The sequence below is a fragment of the Vibrio sp. Of14-4 genome, from assembly GCF_022347625.1.
GTDB lineage: Bacteria > Pseudomonadota > Gammaproteobacteria > Enterobacterales > Vibrionaceae > Vibrio > Vibrio pristinus.
In genome coordinates this window covers 1-24,591 of the sequence record NZ_JAKRGI010000006.1, presented here as the reverse complement: position 1 = coordinate 24,591, position 24,591 = coordinate 1, and the positions used below count along the sequence as shown (strand labels likewise).

At 42.4% G+C, this 24,591-nt stretch carries 21 protein-coding genes, 1 other RNA gene and 1 pseudogene; 15 read left to right on the top strand and 8 right to left on the bottom strand.

Annotated features, from left to right (window positions below; genetic code table 11):
* Nucleotides 1-93 precede the first annotated feature (93 nt).
* Nucleotides 94-981 carry a Tim44 domain-containing protein gene (locus MHN79_RS07775; RefSeq protein ID WP_239172411.1) on the top strand — a complete coding sequence of 296 codons (888 nt, stop codon included), beginning with the start codon at nt 94-96 and terminating at the stop codon, nt 979-981.
* 93 nt (nt 982-1,074) lie between these two features.
* Here the strand turns inward: MHN79_RS07775 and MHN79_RS07770 are convergent, their stop codons facing one another.
* From MHN79_RS07770 to MHN79_RS07760, 3 genes are all read right to left on the bottom strand, one after another.
* Nucleotides 1,075-1,863: a hypothetical protein gene (locus MHN79_RS07770; protein WP_239172410.1), complete on the bottom strand. Its 789-nt coding sequence runs from the start codon at nt 1,861-1,863 to the stop codon at nt 1,075-1,077.
* On the bottom strand, nt 1,860-3,374 hold the full coding sequence (locus MHN79_RS07765; protein WP_239172409.1) for an NAD(P)/FAD-dependent oxidoreductase: 1,515 nt from the start codon (nt 3,372-3,374) through the stop codon (nt 1,860-1,862). Before MHN79_RS07765 ends, MHN79_RS07770 begins: the two co-directional genes overlap by 4 nt.
* A 358-nt stretch (nt 3,375-3,732) precedes the next feature.
* Nucleotides 3,733-4,797 (bottom strand): PLP-dependent cysteine synthase family protein, encoded by a 1,065-nt coding sequence (locus tag MHN79_RS07760; protein WP_239172408.1) that lies wholly within the window; start codon nt 4,795-4,797, stop codon nt 3,733-3,735.
* Between the two features lie 118 nt (nt 4,798-4,915).
* Between MHN79_RS07760 and MHN79_RS07755 the strand changes: the two genes are divergently transcribed.
* Nucleotides 4,916-5,383: an Lrp/AsnC family transcriptional regulator gene (locus tag MHN79_RS07755; RefSeq protein ID WP_275436203.1), complete on the top strand. Its 468-nt coding sequence runs from the start codon at nt 4,916-4,918 to the stop codon at nt 5,381-5,383.
* Nucleotides 5,384-5,389: 6 nt separating this feature from the next.
* On the opposite strand, the gene tesB is transcribed toward MHN79_RS07755, so the two are convergent.
* Nucleotides 5,390-6,247, bottom strand: coding sequence for an acyl-CoA thioesterase II (gene tesB / locus MHN79_RS07750; protein ID WP_239172407.1), 858 nt, complete (start codon nt 6,245-6,247; stop codon nt 5,390-5,392).
* 167 nt (nt 6,248-6,414) lie between these two features.
* Complete coding sequence (locus MHN79_RS07745) at nt 6,415-6,717, bottom strand: MGMT family protein (RefSeq protein WP_239172406.1); 303 nt, start codon at nt 6,715-6,717, stop codon at nt 6,415-6,417.
* A gap of 49 nt (nt 6,718-6,766) precedes the next feature.
* On the opposite strand from MHN79_RS07745, the gene MHN79_RS07740 reads away from it, so the two are divergent.
* From MHN79_RS07740 to MHN79_RS07730, 3 genes are all read left to right on the top strand, one after another.
* Nucleotides 6,767-7,507, top strand: coding sequence for a hypothetical protein (locus MHN79_RS07740; protein ID WP_152430784.1), 741 nt, complete (start codon nt 6,767-6,769; stop codon nt 7,505-7,507).
* Between the two features lie 184 nt (nt 7,508-7,691).
* Nucleotides 7,692-7,788, top strand: an RNA gene (gene ffs / locus MHN79_RS07735) — signal recognition particle sRNA small type.
* A gap of 370 nt (nt 7,789-8,158) precedes the next feature.
* Nucleotides 8,159-8,470 (top strand): cupin, encoded by a 312-nt coding sequence (locus MHN79_RS07730; protein ID WP_160930211.1) that lies wholly within the window; start codon nt 8,159-8,161, stop codon nt 8,468-8,470.
* Nucleotides 8,471-8,575: 105 nt separating this feature from the next.
* Here the strand turns inward: MHN79_RS07730 and MHN79_RS07725 are convergent, their stop codons facing one another.
* Nucleotides 8,576-9,091, bottom strand: a complete 516-nt coding sequence (locus MHN79_RS07725) for a hypothetical protein (protein ID WP_239172405.1) — start codon at nt 9,089-9,091, stop codon at nt 8,576-8,578.
* A 707-nt stretch (nt 9,092-9,798) separates the two neighbouring features.
* On the opposite strand from MHN79_RS07725, the gene MHN79_RS07720 reads away from it, so the two are divergent.
* Complete coding sequence (locus MHN79_RS07720; protein WP_239172404.1) at nt 9,799-11,040, top strand: NRAMP family divalent metal transporter; 1,242 nt, start codon at nt 9,799-9,801, stop codon at nt 11,038-11,040.
* A gap of 111 nt (nt 11,041-11,151) precedes the next feature.
* A pseudogene (locus tag MHN79_RS07715) lies at nt 11,152-11,265 on the top strand (GNAT family protein); the annotation flags it as partial.
* A gap of 121 nt (nt 11,266-11,386) precedes the next feature.
* Here the strand turns inward: MHN79_RS07715 and MHN79_RS07710 are convergent.
* Entirely contained in the window at nt 11,387-12,220 is an 834-nt protein-coding gene (locus tag MHN79_RS07710) for a LysR family transcriptional regulator (protein WP_239172403.1), read from the bottom strand.
* Between the two features lie 129 nt (nt 12,221-12,349).
* On the opposite strand from MHN79_RS07710, the gene MHN79_RS07705 reads away from it, so the two are divergent.
* From MHN79_RS07705 to MHN79_RS07680, 6 genes are all read left to right on the top strand, one after another.
* Nucleotides 12,350-12,997, top strand: coding sequence for a glutathione S-transferase (locus MHN79_RS07705; protein ID WP_239172402.1), 648 nt, complete (start codon nt 12,350-12,352; stop codon nt 12,995-12,997).
* Nucleotides 12,998-13,510: 513 nt separating this feature from the next.
* The gene (locus MHN79_RS07700; RefSeq protein ID WP_239172401.1) at nt 13,511-13,915 is read left to right on the top strand and encodes a hypothetical protein; all 405 of its coding nucleotides are present in this window, start codon (nt 13,511-13,513) and stop codon (nt 13,913-13,915) included.
* A gap of 366 nt (nt 13,916-14,281) precedes the next feature.
* Nucleotides 14,282-15,625, top strand: a complete 1,344-nt coding sequence (locus MHN79_RS07695) for a CyaA/EF/ExoY family adenylyl cyclase toxin (protein ID WP_239172400.1) — start codon at nt 14,282-14,284, stop codon at nt 15,623-15,625.
* A gap of 114 nt (nt 15,626-15,739) precedes the next feature.
* A complete protein-coding gene (locus tag MHN79_RS07690) occupies nt 15,740-16,405 on the top strand; it encodes a transporter substrate-binding domain-containing protein (RefSeq protein ID WP_239172399.1) in 666 nt (221 codons plus the stop codon).
* A gap of 108 nt (nt 16,406-16,513) precedes the next feature.
* Nucleotides 16,514-17,182, top strand: a complete 669-nt coding sequence (locus tag MHN79_RS07685) for a transporter substrate-binding domain-containing protein (RefSeq protein WP_239172398.1) — start codon at nt 16,514-16,516, stop codon at nt 17,180-17,182.
* Nucleotides 17,183-17,262: 80 nt separating this feature from the next.
* Complete coding sequence (locus MHN79_RS07680; RefSeq protein ID WP_239172397.1) at nt 17,263-17,958, top strand: transporter substrate-binding domain-containing protein; 696 nt, start codon at nt 17,263-17,265, stop codon at nt 17,956-17,958.
* Between the two features lie 32 nt (nt 17,959-17,990).
* Here MHN79_RS07680 and MHN79_RS07675 read toward each other — a convergent pair whose 3' ends face one another.
* A complete protein-coding gene (locus MHN79_RS07675) occupies nt 17,991-19,589 on the bottom strand; it encodes an ATP-binding cassette domain-containing protein (protein WP_239172396.1) in 1,599 nt (532 codons plus the stop codon).
* A 354-nt stretch (nt 19,590-19,943) separates the two neighbouring features.
* Here MHN79_RS07675 and MHN79_RS07670 point away from each other — a divergent pair, with 354 nt between their 5' ends.
* Nucleotides 19,944-22,160 (top strand): EAL domain-containing protein, encoded by a 2,217-nt coding sequence (locus MHN79_RS07670; protein WP_239172395.1) that lies wholly within the window; start codon nt 19,944-19,946, stop codon nt 22,158-22,160.
* A gap of 15 nt (nt 22,161-22,175) precedes the next feature.
* Nucleotides 22,176-24,362 carry an ATP-binding protein gene (locus MHN79_RS07665; protein ID WP_239172394.1) on the top strand — a complete coding sequence of 729 codons (2,187 nt, stop codon included), beginning with the start codon at nt 22,176-22,178 and terminating at the stop codon, nt 24,360-24,362.
* The last annotated feature ends 229 nt before the right edge of the window (nt 24,363-24,591 follow it).

Below are 24,591 nucleotides of genomic sequence, written 5' to 3'. Positions count from 1 at the left end.
TGATGGTATTTTCATCTTGTGATACACGCGCTACTATTGCAGAGTTAGTATAACTATTACCTCATTTGAGAAATCCTAAGGCAAACTAAAATTATGAAAAAACTTTTCTCCCTTGTTGCCCTGTTAATGGTGTCTGTTGCCATTACTCCGATCGCTGAAGCTAAGAAGTTCGGTGGCGGCAAGTCATTTGGTAAAAGCTACAAAACGGCTCCAGCGCCAAAGCAACAACAGCAAAACAACAATACCATAGGTAAGGACCAAGCGACTAAATCGCCAAGCTCAAGCAAAAAAGGTCTAATGGGTGGTTTATTGGGTGGCTTACTGGCTGGTGGTCTTTTGGCGGCTTTCTTTGGCGGGGCTTTTGAGGGTATTCAATTCATGGATATTCTTATCATGGGTCTGATTGCCTTTGTCATTTTCAAGTTAATGAAAGGCGTACTGGGAGCCAAACAAGGCAGCATGAACCAACAAAGACAGCAACCTGCGTTTGGCGGCAGCGCACCAAAGTTTGAGCAGCCTAATGTTCATAACTTCGAGCAGCAGCCTCAGCAACCTCAACAAGGTGCGCAAGGTGGATTTGGCTTTGGTGCTACGTCAGATGTCCCTCACAACTATCCACCAGGTTTTGATCAAGCGGCTTTTATTAACGGTTCACGTGAGCACTACCGTATTCTTCAAGGAGCTTGGAATCACAACCAGTTAGACACCATAAAGGAATATGTATCGCCAAGCTTGTTTGCAGACCTTCAGCAAGAGCGTGCAAAACTTGAAGGTGAGCAGCATACGGATGTTATGTATGTTGATGCTGAAATTGTTCGAGCAGATCATGATGGTAGCAAGGCTCAACTTAGTATTCAGTTCAGTGGTCGCTACCGTGATGCAGTTGAAAATATTGAAGAAAACATCGAAGATATTTGGCATCTAGAGCGTGATTTGACCACTGACAATGCTCCTTGGCTAATTGTCGGTATACAAGGTTAATCTAATACCTCGATGAACAGCCCAAGCAAAATGCTTGGGCTTTTTTGTGGTGTGAAAATAAAACTATATTAGCTATGTCTTAAAGTCGCAGTATTAAATCAGTAACGACCCGATGCTCAGAACTGCGGTCAGAAGCATTAAGCCTGATATGGATTTTTGGACCCTGCTGTCATGTAAAACTGTAGCGATTTTCTCTATGCGGGCGAAGTGTTCTCCTCCCCAATTTGGCGCTTTAATATCAAAACAAAGGCTCAAAAATAGGAAGTGACTTGCTGTAATGATTCGGGCGTGGAAGAAGTCATCAGCAAAGATTGCTACTGCAAATGAGGCAATATGAATCGCTGCTAGTGTCATTTTGGGTAAAACGTGTTTGTATTCCACAAACAGTAGTTGCACCAACCATGCGCCGTAAATCACTTTGAGCTGCCATGGGACTGGCGTACCAAACAATAACAGTTGCGCGTCTCCCAAGTGTTGAGTATTTGAGCTCCCATAAATCCATTGTGCTATCGCGACCGAGAGGCACAGAGAGATGACAACCGACAAATAAGCGCGTTTTTTTAACTGAACGCTGATAAAGCCGATAGCTTGAACGGCAAAGAATATAATCAATGCATTGTCCAAGTAGGGGATGTCTACCCATTTCGCCACTATCAGGAAACACACCAAATTGAACCCAGACTCTAACCAGAGAATACGCTTGATTTCGTTACTATTATCGACGGGTTGAACCAGAGGCCAAAAACAAACAGGGAAGAGCAATGTCAGCAATAAGGTGAGCCAGACAGAGCTCTGAACTAATTCATAGTAACCACTGGCATAAATCACGCTAAGTGTGAGAAAAATCATTGTAGAAAGAGGAGAAGCTAGTTTGGCCTTCATGCCGCTTTCTCCCTTTCTACGATCAGTTCACAGCATAACCTGGCAGTTTCAACACAGCGTTCTAGGGTAACGGGTACACGCCAGTTTTGTTTGGGGTCGAAGAGATATTCGCCTGTGAAGAATAAGTTTTTGCACTTATTGGCGGTTAATCCTTGGCTATTTCTTGTGGTTGCCTGGGTCAGAGCATGCTGAAAAACCCAGTGCTTGAGTTCGCCTTTTTCATCACGTAACACATCGCCTTTAAACCAGCTTGAATAGACGGTGCTTAGTTCTTCCGGCGTCACTAATTTTGCTCCAGGACCTGGATGAAAGCCTTGATAATCAGGGCTGTTGACCATCTCAGTATCACCAAATAGTTGGACCAGTAATTCATCTCTTATTTGACATAGATTGCAATCAATTAACGGACGTTGATACTTGCTCCCTTTGGCACAACTGATGTTAGTTGCGGTAACCGATAAGCAAATACGTTCGCCAGTAGCGACTTGCCTGCGTGTAATGTTGTAACTTAGTCCCCAAGGTGAATCGATCACTATCCCGACCGTTTTACCTTTTAGCTGTTTTGGCATGGCAGAGAAGTGAAATTGAAAGCCATGACTAAAAACGTAGTCATAGTCTAAATTAGAGCAATGTTCTCCGAGTAAGTTATTTATAACGTGCGCAGGGAGAGCAGAGACAAAGATATCGGCCTGGATGTTTTGCCCATTGGTTAAGCTCGCCTGTTCAACGGCCGTACCTTTCTTATTGAGGCATAGTTCTGCGAGTTCGCTATTGAAATGAAAACTCACGCCTTGCGATTCTAAGTATTCGGTAAAGGGAGTAATGATGGCATTACTGATTGGTTCCTCAATGCCTAGGCTATAAGCTCCTGGCGCATCTGGATGTAACTCACCCGTTTTATTATTGAGTAGGTCTAGCACGGAAAGCGCGGGGGTATTGTCTGTTGCGCCTATCCAGCCAACCAGTACCGGTTTTAAAAACTCACTTAATTTAACTCTCGATTGGTACTCAAAATATTGACTGACAGGTGTCTTGAGTAACTCTTCTTGGCTTTTATCGCTTGTTAATTGCTTCTTGAACCAAACAATGTCTTTAAGGGGAACATTCGCATAGTGCATGGCATAAGCAGACTTTGCATCATCTAGAAGTTTCTCAATAGTGCTGAAATAGGCGCGTTGAAACTGCATTGTCTTCGGCTTTTTTGCCCAGTGAAACTGAACCTTGTTTTGGGGATATAGGGAATGAAAGCAAGTTCCTTTGGGTGACGGAATTTCCTTTAAAAGCTCGATAAGATTTCTGTTTTTGGCGAAAAACTGCCGGTGTGTGACCTCGTGCACAATGCCGTTTTTTGCGGTGCCGACACACTTACCACCTGGGTAGGACTCTTTATCGTAAATTGAGACGGTAAAACCATGCTTAATGCATTCGTGAGCCATGACTAAGCCAGAAAATCCGGCGCCTAATATTGCGATGTGGCGTTTATTGGAATCTTTGAAATGAGAGTGTTGCATATTAGTTTTCTTCTTTGCTATGTCATCCTGATAGCTCGTGGTTGCGATACACAAGAACAGAATGAATGGGCTTATAGTGAAAACTCTACACGTGCCTCTTTACAGTAATAGAATTGATGAAATGCCATTAAACTACTGAGATAAAAGTATAATTATTATTTTTATGTAGAGCATTTTTGATATTACCCATGTATTCATTTGGCATTCAAACACAATGTTGTTTCATTGTGTTTCATATTGTTGTGATATGTGTATAGTTTTGTATTTGCAGGAGTGGGGAGTCAAAGAAACGTTATGTTTTCACATTACTAGAGGCTTAAAACGCCGCAGATAAGGCGGCGTCTCATTTCAAGCGAGGCTAAATTTGTCCGGTTTGCTCAAACTGGCTTAATTTTCTGAGGTAAGGTTGTAAATCGCCGATATTGTGTTGTATCCAATCGGGATTAAAGTAGGTGTCAAGATATCGCTCTCCGCTATCACACAACAAAGTGACAATTGACCCTGTTTCTCCACGAGATTTCATCTCACTGGCAAGTTGTATCGCGCCGAATAGATTGGTTCCGGTTGAAGCGCCGACTTTGCGATTAATGATGCTTTCTAGCCAATGGGCCGTGGCGACAGACGCTGCATCTGGAATGGTGCGCATTTCATCAATTACACCCGGTATAAAGCTAGGCTCAACACGTGGCCTGCCTATACCCTCAATCTTACTGCCTTGATCACTGGTTAGATTGGGATCTCCGCTTTTAAAGAATGCATGGAAAACGGAATTTTCAGGATCGACGACACACAACTTAGTTTGATGTTGCTGGTAGCGAATAAAGCGACCAATGGTTGCGGATGTGCCGCCAGTGCCTGGGCTCATGACTATCCATTTGGGTTCAGGATGAGCTTCAAGCATCATTTGGCTGAAAATGGAATTGGCAATGTTGTTGTTTCCGCGCCAATCGGTTGCACGCTCTGCATAGGTAAACTGGTCCATATAGTGACCATTGAGTTCATCAGCTAAGCGGTTTGATTCAGCGTAGATTTGATCTGAGCGGTCAACAAGATGCGCTTTACCCCCATAGAATTCAATCTGCTCTATTTTTTTCTTGGCCGTGCATTTTGGCATGACCGCAATAAAGGGCAGGCCAATCAGACGCGCGAAGTACGCTTCTGAAATGGCGGTGCTACCAGACGATGATTCTATGATGGTGGTTTTAGGGCCGATCCAGCCATTACAAAGGGCATATAGAAACAGCGATCGTGCCAGGCGATGCTTAAGCGAACCGGTTGGATGAGTACTCTCATCTTTTAAGTAAATGTCGATGCCTGTTAAGCAGGGTAAATCAAGCTTGATGAGGTGGGTGTCTGCCGAGCGTTGGAAATCGGCTTCAATTTTTTTTATCGCGTCATTAATCCATTGGTGATCTTTACACATGCTATACCATCCTTGGCCACTTAAAGCTGATATCTTACCTATAAAATGGCGGAAAAACTTTGCTTATTTTCTTCTATTCTGCTTTATTTGGAGAAAAATTTTTCATAAGGTGTCTCTTTTGAGTATAGAACTGGATAAAGTTGATAGGAAGATCCTAGCTTTGCTACAGCAAGATAGTACGTTATCACTTAACGACCTGGCTGAAGCGGTGAATTTGACCACCACACCTTGCTGGAAGCGACTAAAAAAACTCGAAGAATCTGGGGTGATAGAAAAGCGCGTAGCATTGCTCAACCCAGATAAACTCAATTTGTCATTCACCGCCTTCGTATTAGTCAAAACCAGTGATCACTCTCATGAGTGGTATACCCATTTTGTAAGTACGGCATGCGATTTCCCTGAGGTGATGGAGTTTTACCGCATGGCGGGTGAATACGATTACATGATGAAAGTGCAAGTTAAGGATATGCAGTGCTTTGATAATTTTTACAAAAAGCTAGTGAATTGTGTTGCAGGAATATCTAATGTCACCTCAACGTTTGCCATGGAGCCGCTTAAATACACAACAGCACTGCCAATCAACTAAATGCGGTTACTTAAACCGCATTACCCCTTCTTGGATGGCCGATGCCACTAAATCCCCTTGGCGATTGTAGATTTCACCACGAACTAAGCCGCGAGTATTACTGGCAGTGGGGCTTTCGATCACATAGAGCAACCACTCATCCATTTTAAACGGACGGTGAAACCAAATCGAATGGTCTATGGTGGCCACTTGAAACTTAGGTGTCATCAGTGATACTTGGTGTGGGTGCAGTGCGGTAACCAAAAAGCCCCAGTCGGAAGCATATCCAAGTAAGTATTGGTGGATCAATTGGTTATCTGGCACTGTGCCATTGGCTTTAACCCATAAATACTGTTTAGGGTCTTCCTTGTGTGGTTTGAGAGGGTTAACCACTTTAACTGGTCGAGTCTCTATCGGTTTTTCACCGCAAAATGCTGCTTGAAGCTTTTTCGGTAACTGATCAGCAATGCCTTTAGCAAGTTCAGATTCCGATAAAAAGTTCTCGGGCCCAGGGACATCTGGCATGGTGTTTTGATGCTCAAAACCGGGCGCCTCACCATGATATGAAGCGGTGAGATAAAAAATAGGCCGACCTGACTGCAGCGCTTTGACTCTTCGCGTGCTAAAGCTACGGCCATCTCTTAGTGTTTCTACATCGTAAATAATCGGCTTTTCCGGATCGCCAGGGTAGAGAAAATAGCTATGAAATGAGTGAACAGTTCGGTCGTCATCAACGGTGTAGCGCGCTGCTGAGAGTGCTTGACCAATCACTTGACCGCCGTAGACTTGAGGCAAACCTAGATTTTCACTTTGACCTCTAAACAGCCCTTCTTCCAGTTTTTCTAGTTTTAGTAATTCAAGCAGCTCGTCTAAAGGTTGACTCATTTTACACCCTAACAATTTGGTCAATATAGCTTTATTCTAAGCTCAAATTGATAACTTAAACAGCAAATTAGGCAAAAAAATGATAAAAATCTTTTCAAGATAGTGAGTTGGGTTTTATAGCAGAAGAGGATAAAGCTGAAGCCTTATAACTCAAGCAACACAGGCGGTTAAGGATGCCAGCGATATTTTCCCAGAGAGAGTTTACCCTCGCAGCTGACCTCAATATCTTCGGCAACTAATAACGCTCTTTGGCGTGCCAAATTCTCCCCTTTGAGCGATATTTTTCCTCGGCTGTTGATGACCCTAAACCAAGGTAATGTGGAGTCTTTTGGCAGATTGCCAAGCGCCTTGCCGACATGCCTTGCATACCCCGGATAGCCAGCTAGTTTGGCGATTTCACCATAAGTGGTTACTTTTCCACGAGGAATTTGGTGAATCACTGCAAAGATTTGTATCAAAAACTGGTCCATACTGATTGTGTCCTAGTTCAATTTTCCAAGGAATGGATAAGGAGAGGGCATGGTATTTTCCACCTTTCAGTTTTTGATCACAAGCCTACTTGCCGTATTGTGTGCACTGACAGTCAGCGCCAGTCAAGAAGAGGTTGCCCTGCTTGCTTTGCTCATCCCTGTGATATGGGTGTTCCCGCAGCGAGTCATTGGCGGCATTGTGTTGATTGCTGCTATGTCTGCCTATGGGATGACTTTGGCTTATCAACCGATTTCGCTTTCGATCAGCCAATGGATTTTATTTCCACTACTTATGGTGGTGTTTTCAAGGCGAAGCAGCTTTGGTGTGTTAGTGACGGTATCTTTGATTGTGGTGACGCTGCAAATTGGCGTGATGATCACCCAAGCAGGGGGAAAGCTTGCTGGCGAGCCTATGATGACCCTAGTTCAAGCCCTATCGGTGATTGTGATTTGGTGGGCAGTGCAAGGTTGGCCTTCAAGTGATAAACATTGCTGGTGGGCACTAGGTTTGATACTCCCGCTATGGGTTGCAGGCTATGGTGACTCCGTGGTGGTTGCCTTATGTTTAACTGGCATGGTGGCGTGCATACAAAGTATGGCGCAGTTAAAAACCTTTAATTGGCGCAAACTCTTATGCTGGACTTTGCCGACTGTCGGTTTTGCAACCTTGATTGTTGCCCCTTGGTTTGATGTCCCTAACCCCGTTTTTGTACTTTGGGTATGCTTGCTAGGAGCGGCATGGATGACAGATTACGTCTTGCGCAGCTTTGATGAGGAAACCGAACTATAAGATGAGCCAATCGTGTTCGCAGAGGAATAGGCCGAAAAGTCAGCGTTATTGGTGAGAATTGTTTAACTCCTAAGCACTTAACAGGAAATCCTCCGTATTTCACTTTTTTTGCTTGAATTGGTCATAACGATGACACATAATCTCTCCACACCTTGGTAATACCAAGGCTGTGTATCTATGGAGGCTCTGGTCCTCTCGCAACAATAGCTCGTGAACTCGGTCAGGTCCGGAAGGAAGCAGCCGCAGCGAGTGACTTGTGTGCCGAGATGTGGCTGGGGTCTCCGCCAATTTGTTGTTTGCAACATAAATCTGCATGAATTGCAAAACGTTCTGACTATGTTTGACCAAACAAAAAAATCTTCCCATGTTCACAACATATGTAAGAATCAAAAATCCCCCTTTATACGTTAGAGCTTTCACTCATTCAAAATCTTGTTAACGTGAATTTGTACTACAGCAAGTTATGTGAATATCGCTAACTCAGAAGTAGTGCATCTCTCAGAAGTTTAATACCTTCACATTGTTGATAAAATATTGATTTTACATTGATTCAGGAAGTGAAAGACGGCATTATGTGACGCCTAAATAAGGCTGTTAGGCGTCTGATGAGCGTTATACGCTTTTTGAGTTCGTCGGTAAAAGGAATTGATTGTGGAGATAATTCGAGGAAAAGAGTTTGTCGCTGAGCGAGCGTGGGGTGCTAAAGATATAGCATGTATGAATGGCATTACCACTCGATTGCATTGGACAGATCAACCATATAAGTGGCATACAAATGATGGTGAGGAGGTGTTTGTTGTCTTAGATGGATCAGTAGAAATGTTTTACAAAAAAAATGGTGCTGAGAAATCGACTCTGCTAAATGTCGGTGACATTTTCTATGCGTCTGTAGGCACCGAGCATGTAGCTCACCCAGTTGGTGTTGCAAGGGTGTTAGTAGTTGAGAGCGAAGGTAGCGTATAAAGATTTGTTTAAGCAGACAGCCAACAGTCGGCGACTTTGATTTGGTTGCGTTCGGTGAGTGCGATGTTCTTGTTTGAGTACGTACAGTGGTCGTTATCTGCGACTTTATAAGGTCTTAGCATTTAAAGTTATGCAATTTTGACTTTTTAGAAAGCCCTGTATTGCTTTTATAGTTTTTTGCTGAACATTATCGACGCCGAAATCGGTGAAATCCATATGCGTTGACTCTGGAATATGAACAATACAGCTCCCATACAGTTTTTGTTCTTCCGTTGTTGGTAGTACACCTGAAGCTGTAGGGTATTCAGGTGATCTTATTGATAGAACTTTAATGTTATTATTTTTTGGTAATGGTACTCGCTTGCTATCGAGCGTTATTAATTGATGAATATAATCGGTATTGTTATTACTTAACCATGCTGAAATATCGCCCCCGTTAGAGTGGCCAACCAAAGTTAACTTGTTAAAGTTATAGGCGGGGAAACGAGATTCTAATTTTCCTTTAAGATACTTTATAGTGTTCGCTCCTCTCTTCCAGTTCTCGATACGTGTTTGGTATAAATCACCTGTTCTAGAAAGTGGAGGATCATTAGGAAGTTCATGATCTATTGCAACAGTCATGTATCCGACTTCATTTAGGCTATTTGTTATGAACTTGTATTTCTTAAATGGTACGCGATATCCTGCGCTTATAAATACGACCTGACAACGTTTTTGGGAAGTGCAATTGTCAGCTTTTATGGGAAAGTTGATTTCTATCGGGATGGGGCGCTTTCTCACTGAGTCCCAGATCGTCATATCTTCTGCGTTGACAGAAATGGACAGTATTGAAATCAATATAGCTGAGATATATTTCATTTAAATATATTAAGGTGATAACAAGGAGGGTGAATTATTTCATATTATAATTATATAAGCCATTGTTTTTAATCTAGTTATACTGTTACTTCAATTATTAAGTCACTCCTTACCGCCTGTATTAACGCTTTCCTCCGCCATTACCTCTTTAATCTTCTAAAAATTATTTATATTCGCCATACCCCTTTCTATCTTCGTCAGCGAGACCAAGCAAGTACTACCCAGTTTATTGCGCAATATAGCTAATAAGTGACACTGAAAGTGATTCCCTGTTATCAGTTTGACCTATTTACCCCCAAGCAATGCCAGAGATTTTTCAATGCGAGATATACCCTTACACCACAAATGGATAGGATGAGGTGTCGATTATCTGGTGAAGTTATTGAATGCCAAAGCGTAACCTGATCTTGGAAGGGATCGCCCTTGGCGCTATCCAGATCTCTGCAGAGGAATAATTACAGGAGTAGTACATGTCTATAGATAAAGTGAAACAGCAACCGGTGAATGACTCGATCTTAAAGCCGTCAACGAAAGGGGGCTTTAACTGGTCATTGATTTTGGGCGCTGCTTTTTTGATGGCAACTTCTGCCGTTGGTCCTGGATTCCTTACTCAAACCACCGTCTTTACTCAAACACTTGGCGCTAGTTTTGCTTTTGTTATCTTGGTATCGATCTTTCTTGATATCGGCGCTCAACTGAACATATGGCGGGTCATTGTGGTCTCGAAAAAGCGCGCTCAAGACATTGCAAATGATCTGTTACCAGGTTTAGGTTTTGTCATTGCTAGTACTGTTGCCTTGGGTGGACTGGCATTTAATATCGGTAACTTAGGCGGTGCAGGTATGGGAATGAACGTCTTATTTCCGAATATCACGCCAGTAACAGGGGCAGCGATTAGTGCAGTGATTGCGATCAGTCTCTTTTTATTAAAAGATGCTTCGAGAGAGATGGACCGATTTACCATAGTGATGGGCGCTTCACTGATGGTAATGACGTTATATGTTTTGCTCTCGACCTCACCCCCTGTTGGTGAGGCGCTGTATCGCTCTGTTTGGCCAGAGAAGCTCAATGTGTTGGCTATTGTTACTTTGGTTGGTGGTACTGTTGGTGGTTACATCACATTTGCAGGCGCACACCGATTGATCGACGCTGGTGTGGCAGGGCAAGAAGCCTTGCCTCAGGTTAACAGTGGCTCAATCTCTGCAATAAGCTTGGCATCTGTCGTTAGGGTGATATTGTTTCTTGCTGCACTTGGGGTTATAAGTACAGGTGTGACGCTTGACCCTGAAAACCCCACAGCATCAATGTTTCAGCATGCGGCAGGCAACATCGGCTACAAGTTGTTTGGTTTAGTGCTTTGGACTGCTGCTATAACCTCAGTGATCGGGGCAGCATATACCTCGGTATCATTTTTGAAAACCCTTCACCCTTTTATTGCTCGCAACACTCGAGGTTTCATTATTGGCTTTATATTGGCGTCGAGCCTTACTTTTTGCTTTATTGGTAAGCCAGTGACTCTATTGATTGTAGCGGGTGCGTTGAATGGTTTTATTCTTCCTGCCACATTAAGCATTATGCTGATTGCTGCTCGTAAATCGGCCATTGTCGGAGACTATAAACATCCACTCTGGATGTCGGTGTTTGGTTGGTTGATTACCATAATGATGGCAGCCATGAGTCTGTATACCTTGTTTATCATGACCTTTGGCTAAGTCTAATCACAGTGAGTAAAAGCATCATAGGCCTTAATGTAGGATATTAAATTAACCGCTATAGAACAGTATCTTATAGATAGTGTTTGTATTTTCGGGTAACTTTATAAAGATAATGTTAGTTATCAACATGAGGGTGTGATGCGGCAATCAGGCTTTCGTAATGGTGAGTTTGTCGATAAAGTACTCATGTCAGTTCTATCTAGTGAGTGGAAAGGCATATAAAAGGTTTGAAAGTCTCAGCATTAATAAGCTAAAAAAACAAAGGGGATTTATCGCCAATGAAAGAGCTAACTTATGGCTTAGATAAACCCAAGGACTAATGAATCATGCCTTGGGGCAAAGTTTATCTTAGTGCTAAGGTTTGTAATTGCTCCAAGCATTCCTTGTCTAATAACGGGTGAGAAGTGATACCCGTAATCAGTACAATATCAACAGTAGGCAAGGTTGGCATCTTATCTAGGATTTTAAGATCGCTGGTGACACTGAGTGCCCCCATTGCACCAATGGCTAATCCTTCTCGAACAATGGCTCTCTGAGCAGACGCTGTATTAGAGCAAGTCAGTAACTGGTGGGCTGTATTTTGTTTGGTTAAGCTGTTAATAGCTGAAGCATGATACTTACAGTCGGTATTAAACAGGGCAAGTGGGATCGGGCGAGAGTCATCAAGTATGAAATCTGGATGGCTTATCCAAACACCTCTATCGCTGGTAATCCAATACCCTTCTTCACTGTTTGGTGCACGAGTGACAATTGCGGCATCGAGCTCTCCTGCATCGAGCTTTTGTCTGAGACTTACACTGGGTTCATTGACTATATGGACAGAACAAGTCGGTTCAGCCCTTTGCAGGATTTTAATAATCTTGGGCAGAAGGTTGTCATTATAATCTTCAGGACAGCCAAGACGTAAAGGCCTTTTATTTTCATAGCGCTTAACTTGTTTTAGTGTGTGATTGTGTAAGTCGACTAGTTTCTCGGCATGAGAGCGCAGTGCTAATCCCGCTTCGCTCAAGACGAGATTTCGTCCCTCTTTCTCAAACAGTTTGACACACAGGCCTTCTTCTAGCTTGCGCATTTGAGTACTGAACGCGGATTGGGTGCGGTTAATTTGTTTCGCTGCGCGGGTAAAGCTTCCTGTTTCGGCGAAGGCGAGAAAGCTGCGCAGAGCATCGATATCCATACTAAAAACTTATTCATCACTTTTATTGAAGTATTCCATCAAAACTATCCGTTAGTCCCCAAGAAAACAATCAGATATTGTGACTTCACATCCTAATTAATGTTCAACAATGACAATATGGAGTCTCCAATGCAACTGTTTATTGGCAATCAAAATTATTCAACGTGGTCTCTTCGTGCATGGCTTATCTTTGCTCATTTCGACTTGGATGTGGAAGTCATTAAGTTAAGGTTATTCAGTGAAGAGTTATACAAGACATTGTCGAATATTACGCCAACCGCTAAAGTTCCCGCCTTGGTAAATGATGATGTGACGGTATGGGATTCACTGGCGATATTAGAACATGTTAATGACACTTTCTTAAACGGGAGGGCATGGCCCAGAGATCTTGTTGAGAGAGCGAAAGCACGCGCTCTTGCTTGTGAAATGCATTCGGGCTTTTTAGACCTAAGAAATGAACTACCGATGAATATTCGCGCAAAAAGAAAAGTAACACTTAGCCAAGGTGCATTAAAGGATATAGCTAGAATTGATGCGATTTGGTCTGAGCAAGAGGAGCGTTATCCCGGAGAGTGGTTGTTTGGGGAATGGTCCATTGCAGACGCTATGTTTGCGCCAGTGGCTCTGCGCTGCCTTACATACGGAATTGAATTGTCTGAGGGTGCCCGTGCCTATCAGCAAAAAGTATTAGCTAGTGAACCACTGAAACGTTGGTTAAGGGAAGCAAGCTTAGAAAGTGACATTGTTGAAGAAGATGAAGCAGGGGAGGCTGTTTAATCTCAACCCCAAAATGCATAAGCCAAGTAAAATAGGATAAAAATCTTGGCTTTTCCGGTCAAATTAGTCTCATAGGCTAGCATAAGATCTTTCATGCATGCCTTAACCAATCCAGATCGTACTGACGTGTTTGACAATCATTTTAGGACGCAAGCTTTAGATATTAAACTTTAACACTCAGTGTGTTAAATAAAATTGAAAAAAATGTTACCAAACCTTCAGTGTTTATGACTCACCTGTTTTATCTCTTTTTATACCTGCCCAGAATAACTCATAAATAGTCAGTTCAGATTGCCAGCAGTTTTTGTAAAAGTGTTTTTTATCAATAGTAATATTCTTTGAAAATCACTGTACAGAAAGTGTCTACATATCGCGATTTGCTTCCCTTAAGTTCGATGAATTTAACCACTCGCAATTAGATAGGTTTGAGCGCAGAGAAATAGTAAAACTTCGCCAAACGTCAAGATGCACTGTCAACGTGATGGATAAATTCTAAACGCGTGGATGCAAGCAATGCCAACTCAAGTACCAGTTATAAACACCCCTTCGACTTCTACTCCATCTAAACCTGAAACAGAGGTTGGTAATACACCGAGATTAACTAGCAAAGATGGAGGTCAAGGGGTCAAAGCTGTGAGTTCAATGCCCAGCAATGAAAATAGTAGCGCTTCATCAAAGCCACTGCTAACTGATGCCTTTGTAGGCGCGATTTTGACCACAACGTTTACGGGGGCGAAACTCAGTACAGGCAGTAATGTATGGCTTGGGCAATTGGCGACCAGTGCGCTTTATGTTGCTTCTGTTCAATGGCATGATGGCAAAAACCTAAAAGGACATATCGTTTCTGGAATCATGGCGGGTCACAGAAATGTTCGGCCAGATCCAGGCCAAAGAGAAAAGCAGTTAGAGGTATTCTAAGTCTTTATCTCTAATATGAACTGAAAAAAGAGGTTGTACTGTCTCGACAAAATGACTCCTTGTTTAAAGGAGTCATTTTTGTTTCGGGGAAACTTGTTAACCACAACAACAATGATCAAGAGAGGCAAGTTTAGAAAGTGAGTTTGGTGAATAAGCTCAAGCAGGAGAGACTGCTTAGTTTGGCTTAAATTAAACAGGAGATATAAGACAAATTTATAAAGATTGCATTACTGGCTACGATTTGTAGCTTTATTCATTTTGCTTATAATTTTCCTAATGATTTTTAATGGTTATATTATTGACTGCTTGGCTGTTTGTGTTTATTAAATATCAGTAAGATAAATACAACAACAGGAAACACTAAGTTTGCCAGTATCAATCCCCTCTGTTGACCTACCGGATAGTGTCAGGCGTGTGCCGAGTGACGACTTAAAAGAATCTGTGCAATTTGAGGTTAAGGCTATACGCAACGTGACCGACCCGCTGCCTTCATTTTATCCCTTTATGGAACATTCATGCAGAGAACATTCTAACCCTCTTATTAAGGCTTATGGTTCTATCAAATCAAGCAAGACGAGTGGAGACTTTTTAGTCAATTTAGTAAATAAGCTAGCAAGTAAAACAGGCATAGTTAAAAGGCATTTGATCCCAATTCAAGCAGTGGCTAGAAAGACTCAACAGATCATTGCTTTTCGTCCCGTAGATCGTATGTCAACAGGGCTTATTGAAGAAGGCTATCCAACCAAAGGGTTTGCAATTAAAGGTAAATCTTCCAATCATGGTCCTCAAGCAGGGCTTATCTGTGTAGATCAGAGGTTGAGTAAACTGCATGTTACTCTGCGAGATGACAATGATATACGTCAAAATCAGATAACCACATACAATGAGAATGTACAGGAGTGTATAAAAAGTGGCGATGCCATTTCTGTGAACTTAACTCTTTCTCAAAAACGTTTTGAGTGGTTGGAAAATAATGGGGTATTCAGTGTTGAAAAAGATCATAAGCAAAGTGATGTGCTAAAACTACTTTCTGAGGGTCTTGAATACAGAGCAGAGAAAAAGGGTGATCATTTTGAGATCTCATACGAAGGCGAGCCTCTTAAAGTTCTTGCTGATCCTGTCTCTGGATTACCCCTAACCGCCGATTATGACCTCATGTTTATTGCGCCAAAAGTGGAAGATCTTGATTTGGCGACAGAAGATAACTTACCGGTCAAGCGGGTACACTTTTCTGATGTATCCACTATTTATAAAGCTAGGTTTAAAGAAAAAGAGGGTGAAGATTTTACTCCTAAACAGTTTTTTGCAAAACAGAGCGAAACCAAAGGCAGCTTTGGTCAAGCCATAGGTAATGCTACGCCAAGGATTGCCAAAATGATCGATATGCTCAATGCGGCAATCGTTGGTAAGAAGGGTAATCCCGTTGTTCATCACAGCACTGATTCAGCAAACCCCTATACGGATACGGCGTCTAATTATCCACTGACTGTATTCATGCCGGAGGGATTCTCGGATTACAGCCCTATCCATATAATAGAAAGTGCCGATGAGTTTGCCAATTTCGTCAAACAGGCAAAAACTCATGATTTTTCAGTGCCTAATAATCCAAGATGGGAGCGAAAAGTTTCCCAAGCGAGAAGTGAAAACTTCGAACAGGCTGCGCAAACTATTAGTCAACTTATGCAAATACGAAAAGCTAGCCTTGGCTGATGCTTCATAGTGGTCAAATGAGCCAAAAGCTAAGCTGATACTATGTAACCCTAGCGACTTTCGTTTCCACACCAGCTATATTGATATAAAGGTTTATATTATGTGGGGAACAAAATGAGAACAAGGATTCTGGGGTTGCTGTTCTGCGCCATTGTTACGCCTAACTATGTGTTTGCTCAAGCTAGTGATTCGATCAAAGTTGCCATTGGTGACATTTACAAAGGGTCTGCGCTAGAGGACAACCTAAAAAAGATATACGAGGCGGTGGGCATAAAACCAGAGTTTACTTATCTGCCGAATGAGCGCGCTATCCAATCAGTTGTATCTGGCCAATATGACGCGCTCGGGCTTCGTATCGATGCTTTAGATCAAGAGGCAAATTTAGTAAGGGTTAATGTTCCCCTGCAGGCAATGAATGTTCATTTACTCTCTGCTAACGGGGATTTCTACCAAGGTTTAGATACGGCTAAAGATAAAACCTTTGTCTCTATTTTGGGGGCTCGTTACTCCGATATGGTTAAAGAGTACAAGGACCGTCATCTGGTTCAGTCAGAGCAACAAGCCGCATTAATGTTGACAAAAAAGCGAGCAGATGTCTGGCTTGCCTCTTATTGGAGTTATCTGAATGTGAAGGATGAATTTCCAGAGATAAAAGTGGCGAGCCCTTCTATTCATAAGCAGTATTTGTATCACTATCTTAATGTCTCAAAATCGCATCTTATTGAGCCACTTGAAGTATCTGCGCAGGCTTTTAACCAAGCCAGATCATTTGATAAATAGAATAGTCCATCCATCGGCAGCAATGTTTGTAACCTTAAAGCGGATGGTGCGATCTTTTTGTTAACTCACACTATAGTTTTAGAAAGAGAAAAATTTCTGGTGGAGACAATGAAAACATGGTTCCTGAGACTACTGTTTATCATGCTATTGTTTGCAAATTCAGTATCGGCAAACACAGATAACTCAGTCAAAGTGGCGATGGGAGAAGTATACAAAGGCTTAACACTAGAGCGGGACTTGAAAATTATTTATAAAGCTGCAGATATTGACGTCGAGTTTATATATTTACCCAATGAGAGAGCAATTCAAGCTGCGGTATCAGGTCAATATGATGCGCTTGACCTTCGTGTAGATACACTGGATGAAGAAGAAACGCTGATCCGCATCGATGTTCCTGGATTTGTAATGAATGTCTATTTACTCTCCATCAATGATGATTTTTATCAAGGCGTGGATGAAGTCAAAGATAAAACACTGGTTTCAACACTAGGAAACCGTTATTCAGGTATTGTAAAAGTTTACAAGAAACGTCACTTGGTCAAATCTGAAAAGCAAGCGGCCTTAATGCTGACCACGGGAAGGGCTGATTTATGGCTAGCAACTTACAGTGCCTATCTAAAAGCAAAAAAAGAATTTCCAGCAATCAAGATTGCGAGTCCTTCAGTATACAGAAAATACTTATATCATTATGTTCATGTGTCAAAGTCGCATCTTGTCGAGCCGCTTGAAGAATCCTTTAAAGCATTTAATCGGTCTAAATCGGTTGATGAAGATTAATCGAATACTAAAGCTTTTTATATGAGCAGAGTTTGGCCAGTAGCTATACTTGCAATTATCAGTTTTGACCTATGGATGTAATGATGAGAGTCTTAGTTGTTTTATTTGTCATTAATGTGTTGTTTCCAATAAATAATGCCTTTGCTCAAGATATAGAGGTTATCAATATTGCGATTGGAGAGAGCTATAAAGGGGAGAATAAAACGACAAAGTATGGCATGACGGTGGAAGGGGTCATTACTTCTGTGTACCAGGGGGCGGGCATTCCCTACACAGTGACTTACTTACCAGACGAAAGAGCAATTCAATCGATAATAACGGGTCAATATGATGCTTTAGACTTACGAATTGGTCAATTAGATAATGAAGCGGGCTTGGTAAAGGTGGATGTTCCGCTAGAGCAAATCAAAGTCCACTTATTTGCCAAAGATGGAAGTTATTACCAAACACTAGATGATGCCAAAGATAAGATAATCGTGACCATGCATGGCACCAGGTATATTGAAGTTCTCAAGGATTACAGACGTTTACATCGAGTGTATTCTGTTGACCAAGCCGCTCTTATGCTTATGGCCGGTAGGGCTGACGTTTGGCTAGCTCCTTTGCAAAGTTATGCGTTTCTTTCACAGCAATATCCTGACATCAAAATTGCTAGCCCTCCGGTAGATACAGAGGATTTATATCATTACATTCGTTTGACCAAATCACACCTCTTGCAGCCACTAGAAGACTCGGCACGAGAATTTGTGCGCCTTCACTCAGAGCAAGCTGAGTAAAGGCAGAAGCTGATTATCGGTTTTCCAACTGTTCAATATATCTCTAGACCCTGACCGCTATCTGTCATGAGGTAGCTGCGTGTAATGCCACAGTCATGTGCGAAGCTGTCATCGTGGGTCACCAACACAAAGCCAGTTTTGTAACTTTTTAGAGCGCTGGCCAACTCAGTTTTTGAGTCTAAATCCAAATGATTATCTGGTTCATCCAATAATAAAACCGGTTGGTTGGTTTGATGACTAACGATTAACATGGCAAGTTTGATGGTTTCACCTCCGCTTAATACAGATGCAGGTTTAAACACATTGTCGCCTCGAAAACCGATACCTGCTAGCAATGTTCTCATTTCACCAGTAGGAACATTTTGTACATGTGAGCAGAAGTTATCTAAAGCTGATAGCGTTGAATCAATGATGGTTAAGTTCTGGTCCAAATAGCAAAAGTGACCCTTAGTGTTAATATCACCCTCACGCAGAGGTAGTTTGCCTAGTAATGTTTTTAACAGAGTGGATTTGCCGCACCCATTTGGGCCTTGTATATATACTTTTTCACCATAGAAAAGCTGCAAGTTTAAACGAATATTGTTGCCAAATTTGAGCTTGCCATTTAGATAAGAATGACGAGCCGTTGTTGTGTTGCTGTTATCTTGGATATTGAACTTTTGGCTTTTCCACTTATCTTGTTTCGCTGTGAGTAGCTGCTCTTGTTGGCATAGTCGTGTCCTTCTGGTATGTGCTAACTTGCTTCGATTCGATGCACTATTTTCAGCACTTTCTTTCATACCATTGAGTAACATTTTGGCTTGGCTACCACTTTTGCGTAGCTTGTTACCTTTGGTTGCGCGTTGCTGTGCTTTTTCAAGGTTACGTTGAGTTTGAATATCAAGATGTTTCTTTTCTTTTTTGATGTTGACTAACTGTCTTTCAATAGCGAACTGCTCGCTCTGTTTTTTGGCGGCATAAAACTGGTAATTACCACCGTATATTTCTACCCCTGTACTTGAAAGCTCCCATATTTCATCGACGGTATTGAGTAGTTTTCTATCATGGCTAATGAGTAATATAGCACCTGAAAACTTGTCCATTATGTTGATAAGCCATTGTTTAGATAAACCGTCCATATGGTTTGATGGTTCATCGAGAATAAGTAAGTCACTTTGTTGCTTGAACAGTTTCCAAAGCGCCAGACGTGCAAATTGTCCGCCGCTAAGCTGACGGCAATGAAATAAAAGATCATGTGGTATTCTCAGGTTAATCAGTTCTCTCTCTAGACGAGATTCCACATCCCAGTCTTGGCCAATCAAATCAAACCACTCTTGTGAGCAGTTACCCATTCGAATATGGTCGAGTGCTTCTAATACATGATGCATATTGAGGTACTCGGCGATAGAAATATCATCCTCTGGCAAAACGGATGATTGCTGGTGGAAAATAGCTGTGTTCGATGGCGCCACGAGGTCGCCACTTGAAGGAGCGACTCCTCCAGATATGATAGAAGCGAGGATCGACTTTCCTATTCCATTACGTCCGACGAGGCCCACTCGTTGCTTGTCCATGGTACATGAAAGGTTCTTAAATAGGTTATCGCCATTAGCGAATGAATAACTGAGATCATGAGTATGAAAAATGGTCAAAATTTGCCTCCTGTAAACAGGAAAAGCAGGCATCAAACACAGGTTAGAGAGTTATAAACCGCAACCTATCTCGCTACTAAACGTCAGTTTTGTAGCCAAAGCAAACGATAAAAAATGAGAATGCATAGGTGAACGACGCCTACTAATTCCTGTAGATCCAATAAGTAAGGTGAAATGGATAACAGGCTTAGTTGTTCATTGGCGTGGTTCTCTCTTGGAATGATGGCGCAATTGTAGTCATCTAATTAACCTAAGGTCAATAGCAGCCGTCTTACTTTGTCGACTTTGTTAGGCAACAGCCTCGAACTACGACTAAACTCATAGTTCAGATCACTGCAATTATATGAGGGAGCGATGAGTAAGCAATGCAATGATTCTGATGAGTTAATGCCTATTATCGAGGATGTGTCTGAGCAAGGCTCGGACGTCACACAAGCTCGTTACTGGCAGGTGCTGATCGTAGATGATGATGAAGAAGTGCATCATGCGACAGAGTTGGCCTTGAAAGATCTGATCGTTGAAGATCGTCCTCTAAACCTCCTCCATGCTTATTCTGCTCAACAAGCCAAGGCTGTCCTAATTGCTGAAGACAATATTAGTGTTATTTTACTTGATGTAGTGATGGAAACCGAGTTAGCTGGATTAGAGCTGGTTGAAGTGATACGTGAAGAACTCAATATGCATGCTTTACGTATTATATTACGTACAGGCCAGCCGGGTTATGCTCCTGAAATGGAAACAATCCAACGCTATGACATCAATGATTATCGCACTAAACCAGAGCTTACTCGTATTCGGCTGTTTACTATCTTAACCAGTGCCATTCGAGCTTATAACCAAATTCGCAGCCAGCAACTCATGCGTCAAGGGTTAGAAAAAGTGGTTAAGGCGAGTACGGAACTCGCTCATTTCTACGGAATGCAAATGTTTGCTGAAGGAGCCGTTAAGCAAATTAGTGCGATCATGCAAATAGAGCCTGACGGTTTGATTTGCGCACAAGACAGTCAAGGTGAGAAGTCGGCAGGTCCGGTGATTATCGCCGCCTCGGGGCGATACAGTAGCTTGGTGCAAACCTCTTTGGAAACGCTTGATTCTGAGCCGATTAAAAACTCCATCATGCAATGTTTAGACAGTAAACAAAGTTTGTTGGAGCAAGGGCTAACTTTGTATTTTTCTACCGAACGTGGCCGAGGAATGGCGGCTTATGTGGACGTTAGTCGACCGTTAGAAAGCATAGATAAACATTTACTTGAAGTATTTTGTGCGAATTTGTCTATTGGGTTCGATAATGTCATTTTGTATAATCGTTTGGAAGAGCAAGCCTTTAAAGATCCCCTTCTTGATATTGCAAATCTCAACAGTTTACGTAGGTACCGCTATACCGCGATCTCAGGTAATGACTACGCTAGGCTTGCATTGATTGACATCGACGACTTTTCTTCCTTTAACGATAGCTTCGGCCACTCGGCTGGTGATGGTTTGTTAGTAAGAGTCTCTTCTCGTTTACAGAAACATTTCCCATATTGCTTCTTGGCTCGAGTTGGCAGCGATGTGTTTGCATTGCTTGGCTCTCAGCAGGATATAGTAACTGACCGCATCCTTTCTTTGTTTGATTCAAGTTTTGTGGTGGATGAACAGCCTTTCAAGATCACTGCAAGTGTTGGTTTTGTTGATCTGAAGGATCAGGAATTTGATTCGTCTGAACATTACAAAGATGCCCAAGTCGCCTTGAAGCAAGCTAAGTTATATTGCCGAGGTGGCGCGGTAAGCTTTTCTGCTGACATGGGACAAGATGCGCGCGATCGAATGCATTTACTCGCAGAGCTAAAGCAAGCGCTCAATGACAATGCTTTGTTTATGACGTTTCAGCCCAAGTTTAAGTTGTCTACCATGGAGCTTTCAGGCGTAGAGGCTCTATTACGTTGGCGCAATAAAGAAGGCGTACTGGTTCCTCCTGATCAATTCATTCCTCTAGCTGAGCAATCAGGGTTAATGGTTAGTATTGGGGCATTTGTTATTGAACACTGTTGTATGCAGTTTCAGATGTTAAAGCAGGCGGGTTACACAAAATTAACCATGGCAATTAATGTGTCACCGACTCAGCTAGAAGGCCCTGGTTTTGTACAACAATTGCGTAAGGCAATGAAACAATACAACATAGCTCCCGAAACACTAGAGCTAGAAGTGACGGAAACTGTGGCTGCCAAGAATATTTCTGAATTATGTAAAGTGTTAGACAAAGTCCGCCAATTGGGATGCAAAATAGCCATAGACGATTTTGGTACAGGCTTTTCCTCATTGAGCGTACTGCACACCTTGCCAGCGACGCGATTAAAAATAGACCGCGCTTTTGTTGACCCCATGCTACAAGATGACAGCATTGCGAAAATGATCGTCAATTTGGGCCAAACTTTAGGTATGGAATTAACCGCTGAGGGAATAGAGACAGAGGAACAACTTGAGAAGTTAAAGGCATTTGGCTGTGAGGAAGGACAAGGGTGGCTATTTGCCAAAGCAATGATATTGGAGGATTTGCTTAATTTTTCTCATAAGCGCGCCAAGAATAAATAACCATTGGGCAGCAAGATGAAGGACTTGGACCAGAATACGGATCAAATGAGTGCCGATGCACTGATTAGTCGTCACAAGTTTATGTTTTATGGTGTGCTGTTACTCATTGTTCTCCTTACTCTAGGAGACTCTTTTTATTTGAGCAAAGAGGTGCGTGTTCAGGAAGTTAATAAGCTGGAACATAAAACGCTTGAAGTGTTAATTGCCCTCAATAAAACCTTATCTGTGTCGTTCGATCATGTAGACAAGATGCGAAATGCCGTCGAAGGTGCGTATAGGTATCCGGAATTGAGTCCCAGTGAGTCAGCCCTCACCTTTCTTGAAAAGAACACAATCGGATCGGTCAAAAACGCTCCATGGGAAAATTTACCCGAAGAGGTAAGGCAAGAGTTGGGGCAACTTTATGTAAGGTCAAATATTGGTGATTATTCGTTTGATCTACGCACTATTTTAATGGCTGTGCCCGAAATTGTTTCCACTCATTCTCAACACAAGGATTTCCAGTGGAGCTATTACTATGATGATGAGCAAGCTCTTACTTATCTCTACCCGTGGTTAAGCTACAAGGATCTGCTCGTTGCGACCAATACCGATGATATGGATAAAGCGATAGACGTCATTTATCAAGCTGGTGGCACTTACCCCCTTGAGTTGGTCGGTCCCATTAATAACTCTGAGAGAAAGAGTGTCTGGACCACGCCCTATTTGGATGCAGGGGGGAAGGGGATGATGGTCTCACTATTGGCACCTGTCTATGATGAGGAGCGGTTTGTTGGAGCCGTTGGCACAGATATTACGCTAAAAGTGCTCGACCACATACTGACTAAGCAGCCAATAGATGTTGCTCGCTTAGCCATCATAGATAAACAAGGCTTGGTGGTTGCTGATAGTGGGGGGGCACTTCTTAGTGCTAAGCAAGTGGTGAAGCAGGAGGGAGTGCTCACCTTGGTTGCCATCGGCGCTGCACACAAAGCCGAACACGGTGTGCTCAATCAGACCGAAAACGGGTATTGGAGCGCTTACGATCTACCCAATACGCCTTGGAAGTTGGTTCTCGAAATCACGGAAGAAAAATTAAGCGATCATATTTTAACGATTGTCATGCCACATGTCCTTATGGCTACGATGTTTACTCTGCTCTTATTGATTGTGGTTTTATATCAGCACTGGCATTTCAGCCAACCCGCGATGCGCTTAGCGCATTTTATTGAGGGGTTACCTGAAAATCGCGATCTATCTATTCCTAAGATTCCACAGCGTTGGCATTACTGGTTTGAACATGCGGCTGCTACTGAGAAGGACCGGAGAGAAAACCTTGAAAAAACTCAGCAGCAAAACATAGATCTAGAGCACAGAGTGGATGAGCGTACACAAGAGCTGCAACAAGCACTTGAAGTCTTGAAAGCGACTCAAGAGGAACTTGTACAGTCAGAAAAACTCTCAGGTCTTGGTTCATTAGTGGCAGGTATTGCCCATGAACTTAATACGCCAATTGGCAACGCCATTGTAGTAGCGAGCAGCTTAAAAGAGTTTAACAATACTTTTATCGAGTCAACGAAAGAAGGAATTAGACGTTCAACTCTCGATGCTTATATTGACCAAAGTGCTCAATCAGCTGACAGCATTGAACGTAACTTAAGAAGAGCTGCAGAGCTAATTTCAAGCTTTAAGCAAGTTGCTGTTGATCAATCGAGTTACCAACGCCGTGAGTTCGAGTTGGATGAAGTTTTGCATGAATTAAGAGTGACTATGATGCCCAGTTTGTCTCGAAGCCGAGTGGTACTTACTGAGGAATGTCCACAAGCCATTCATATGGATAGTCACCCAGGGCCTCTGACGCAAATCTTGATGAATTTACTGTCTAACGCTTTAGTCCACGCTTTTACTGGTCATGAGCATCGCACTATCGAGATCAAAGGGCAGCAAATTGAAGATACAGCGATTATTACTGTAACCGACAATGGTCAAGGTATCGCACCTGAGCATATTGGCAAAGTGTTCGATCCATTTTTTACTACACGTTTAGGGCAAGGTGGTTCAGGACTGGGCTTGAATATCGTTTACAACTTGGTGACTGACTTGCTGGGCGGAGATATCAAGGTTATTAGTGAGCAGGGGCAAGGGTGCTGTTTTACATTGACCTTACCTTTAGTGGCTCCGGAGAATAAAACCCCTACAGAAATCAACCAATCTCAGCGCTAATATGAAGATCTGACACCCAAGTTAATGGCATTGGTTTGCTCAAGGTGAGGGTGTACTGCCTGTATCCGCGACAGGCCTTATTTTACCGCTTATTATTCACAATAATTATGATTTTGTGATCTAGTTATTATTTTTTGCCTATATTCAACTTTTTTCTCATCTTTTTCTGATTTTCCTCCATTTATAACCATCAGCTTTATTCATCAATAAAAAAAGAGGTCCTATGGCG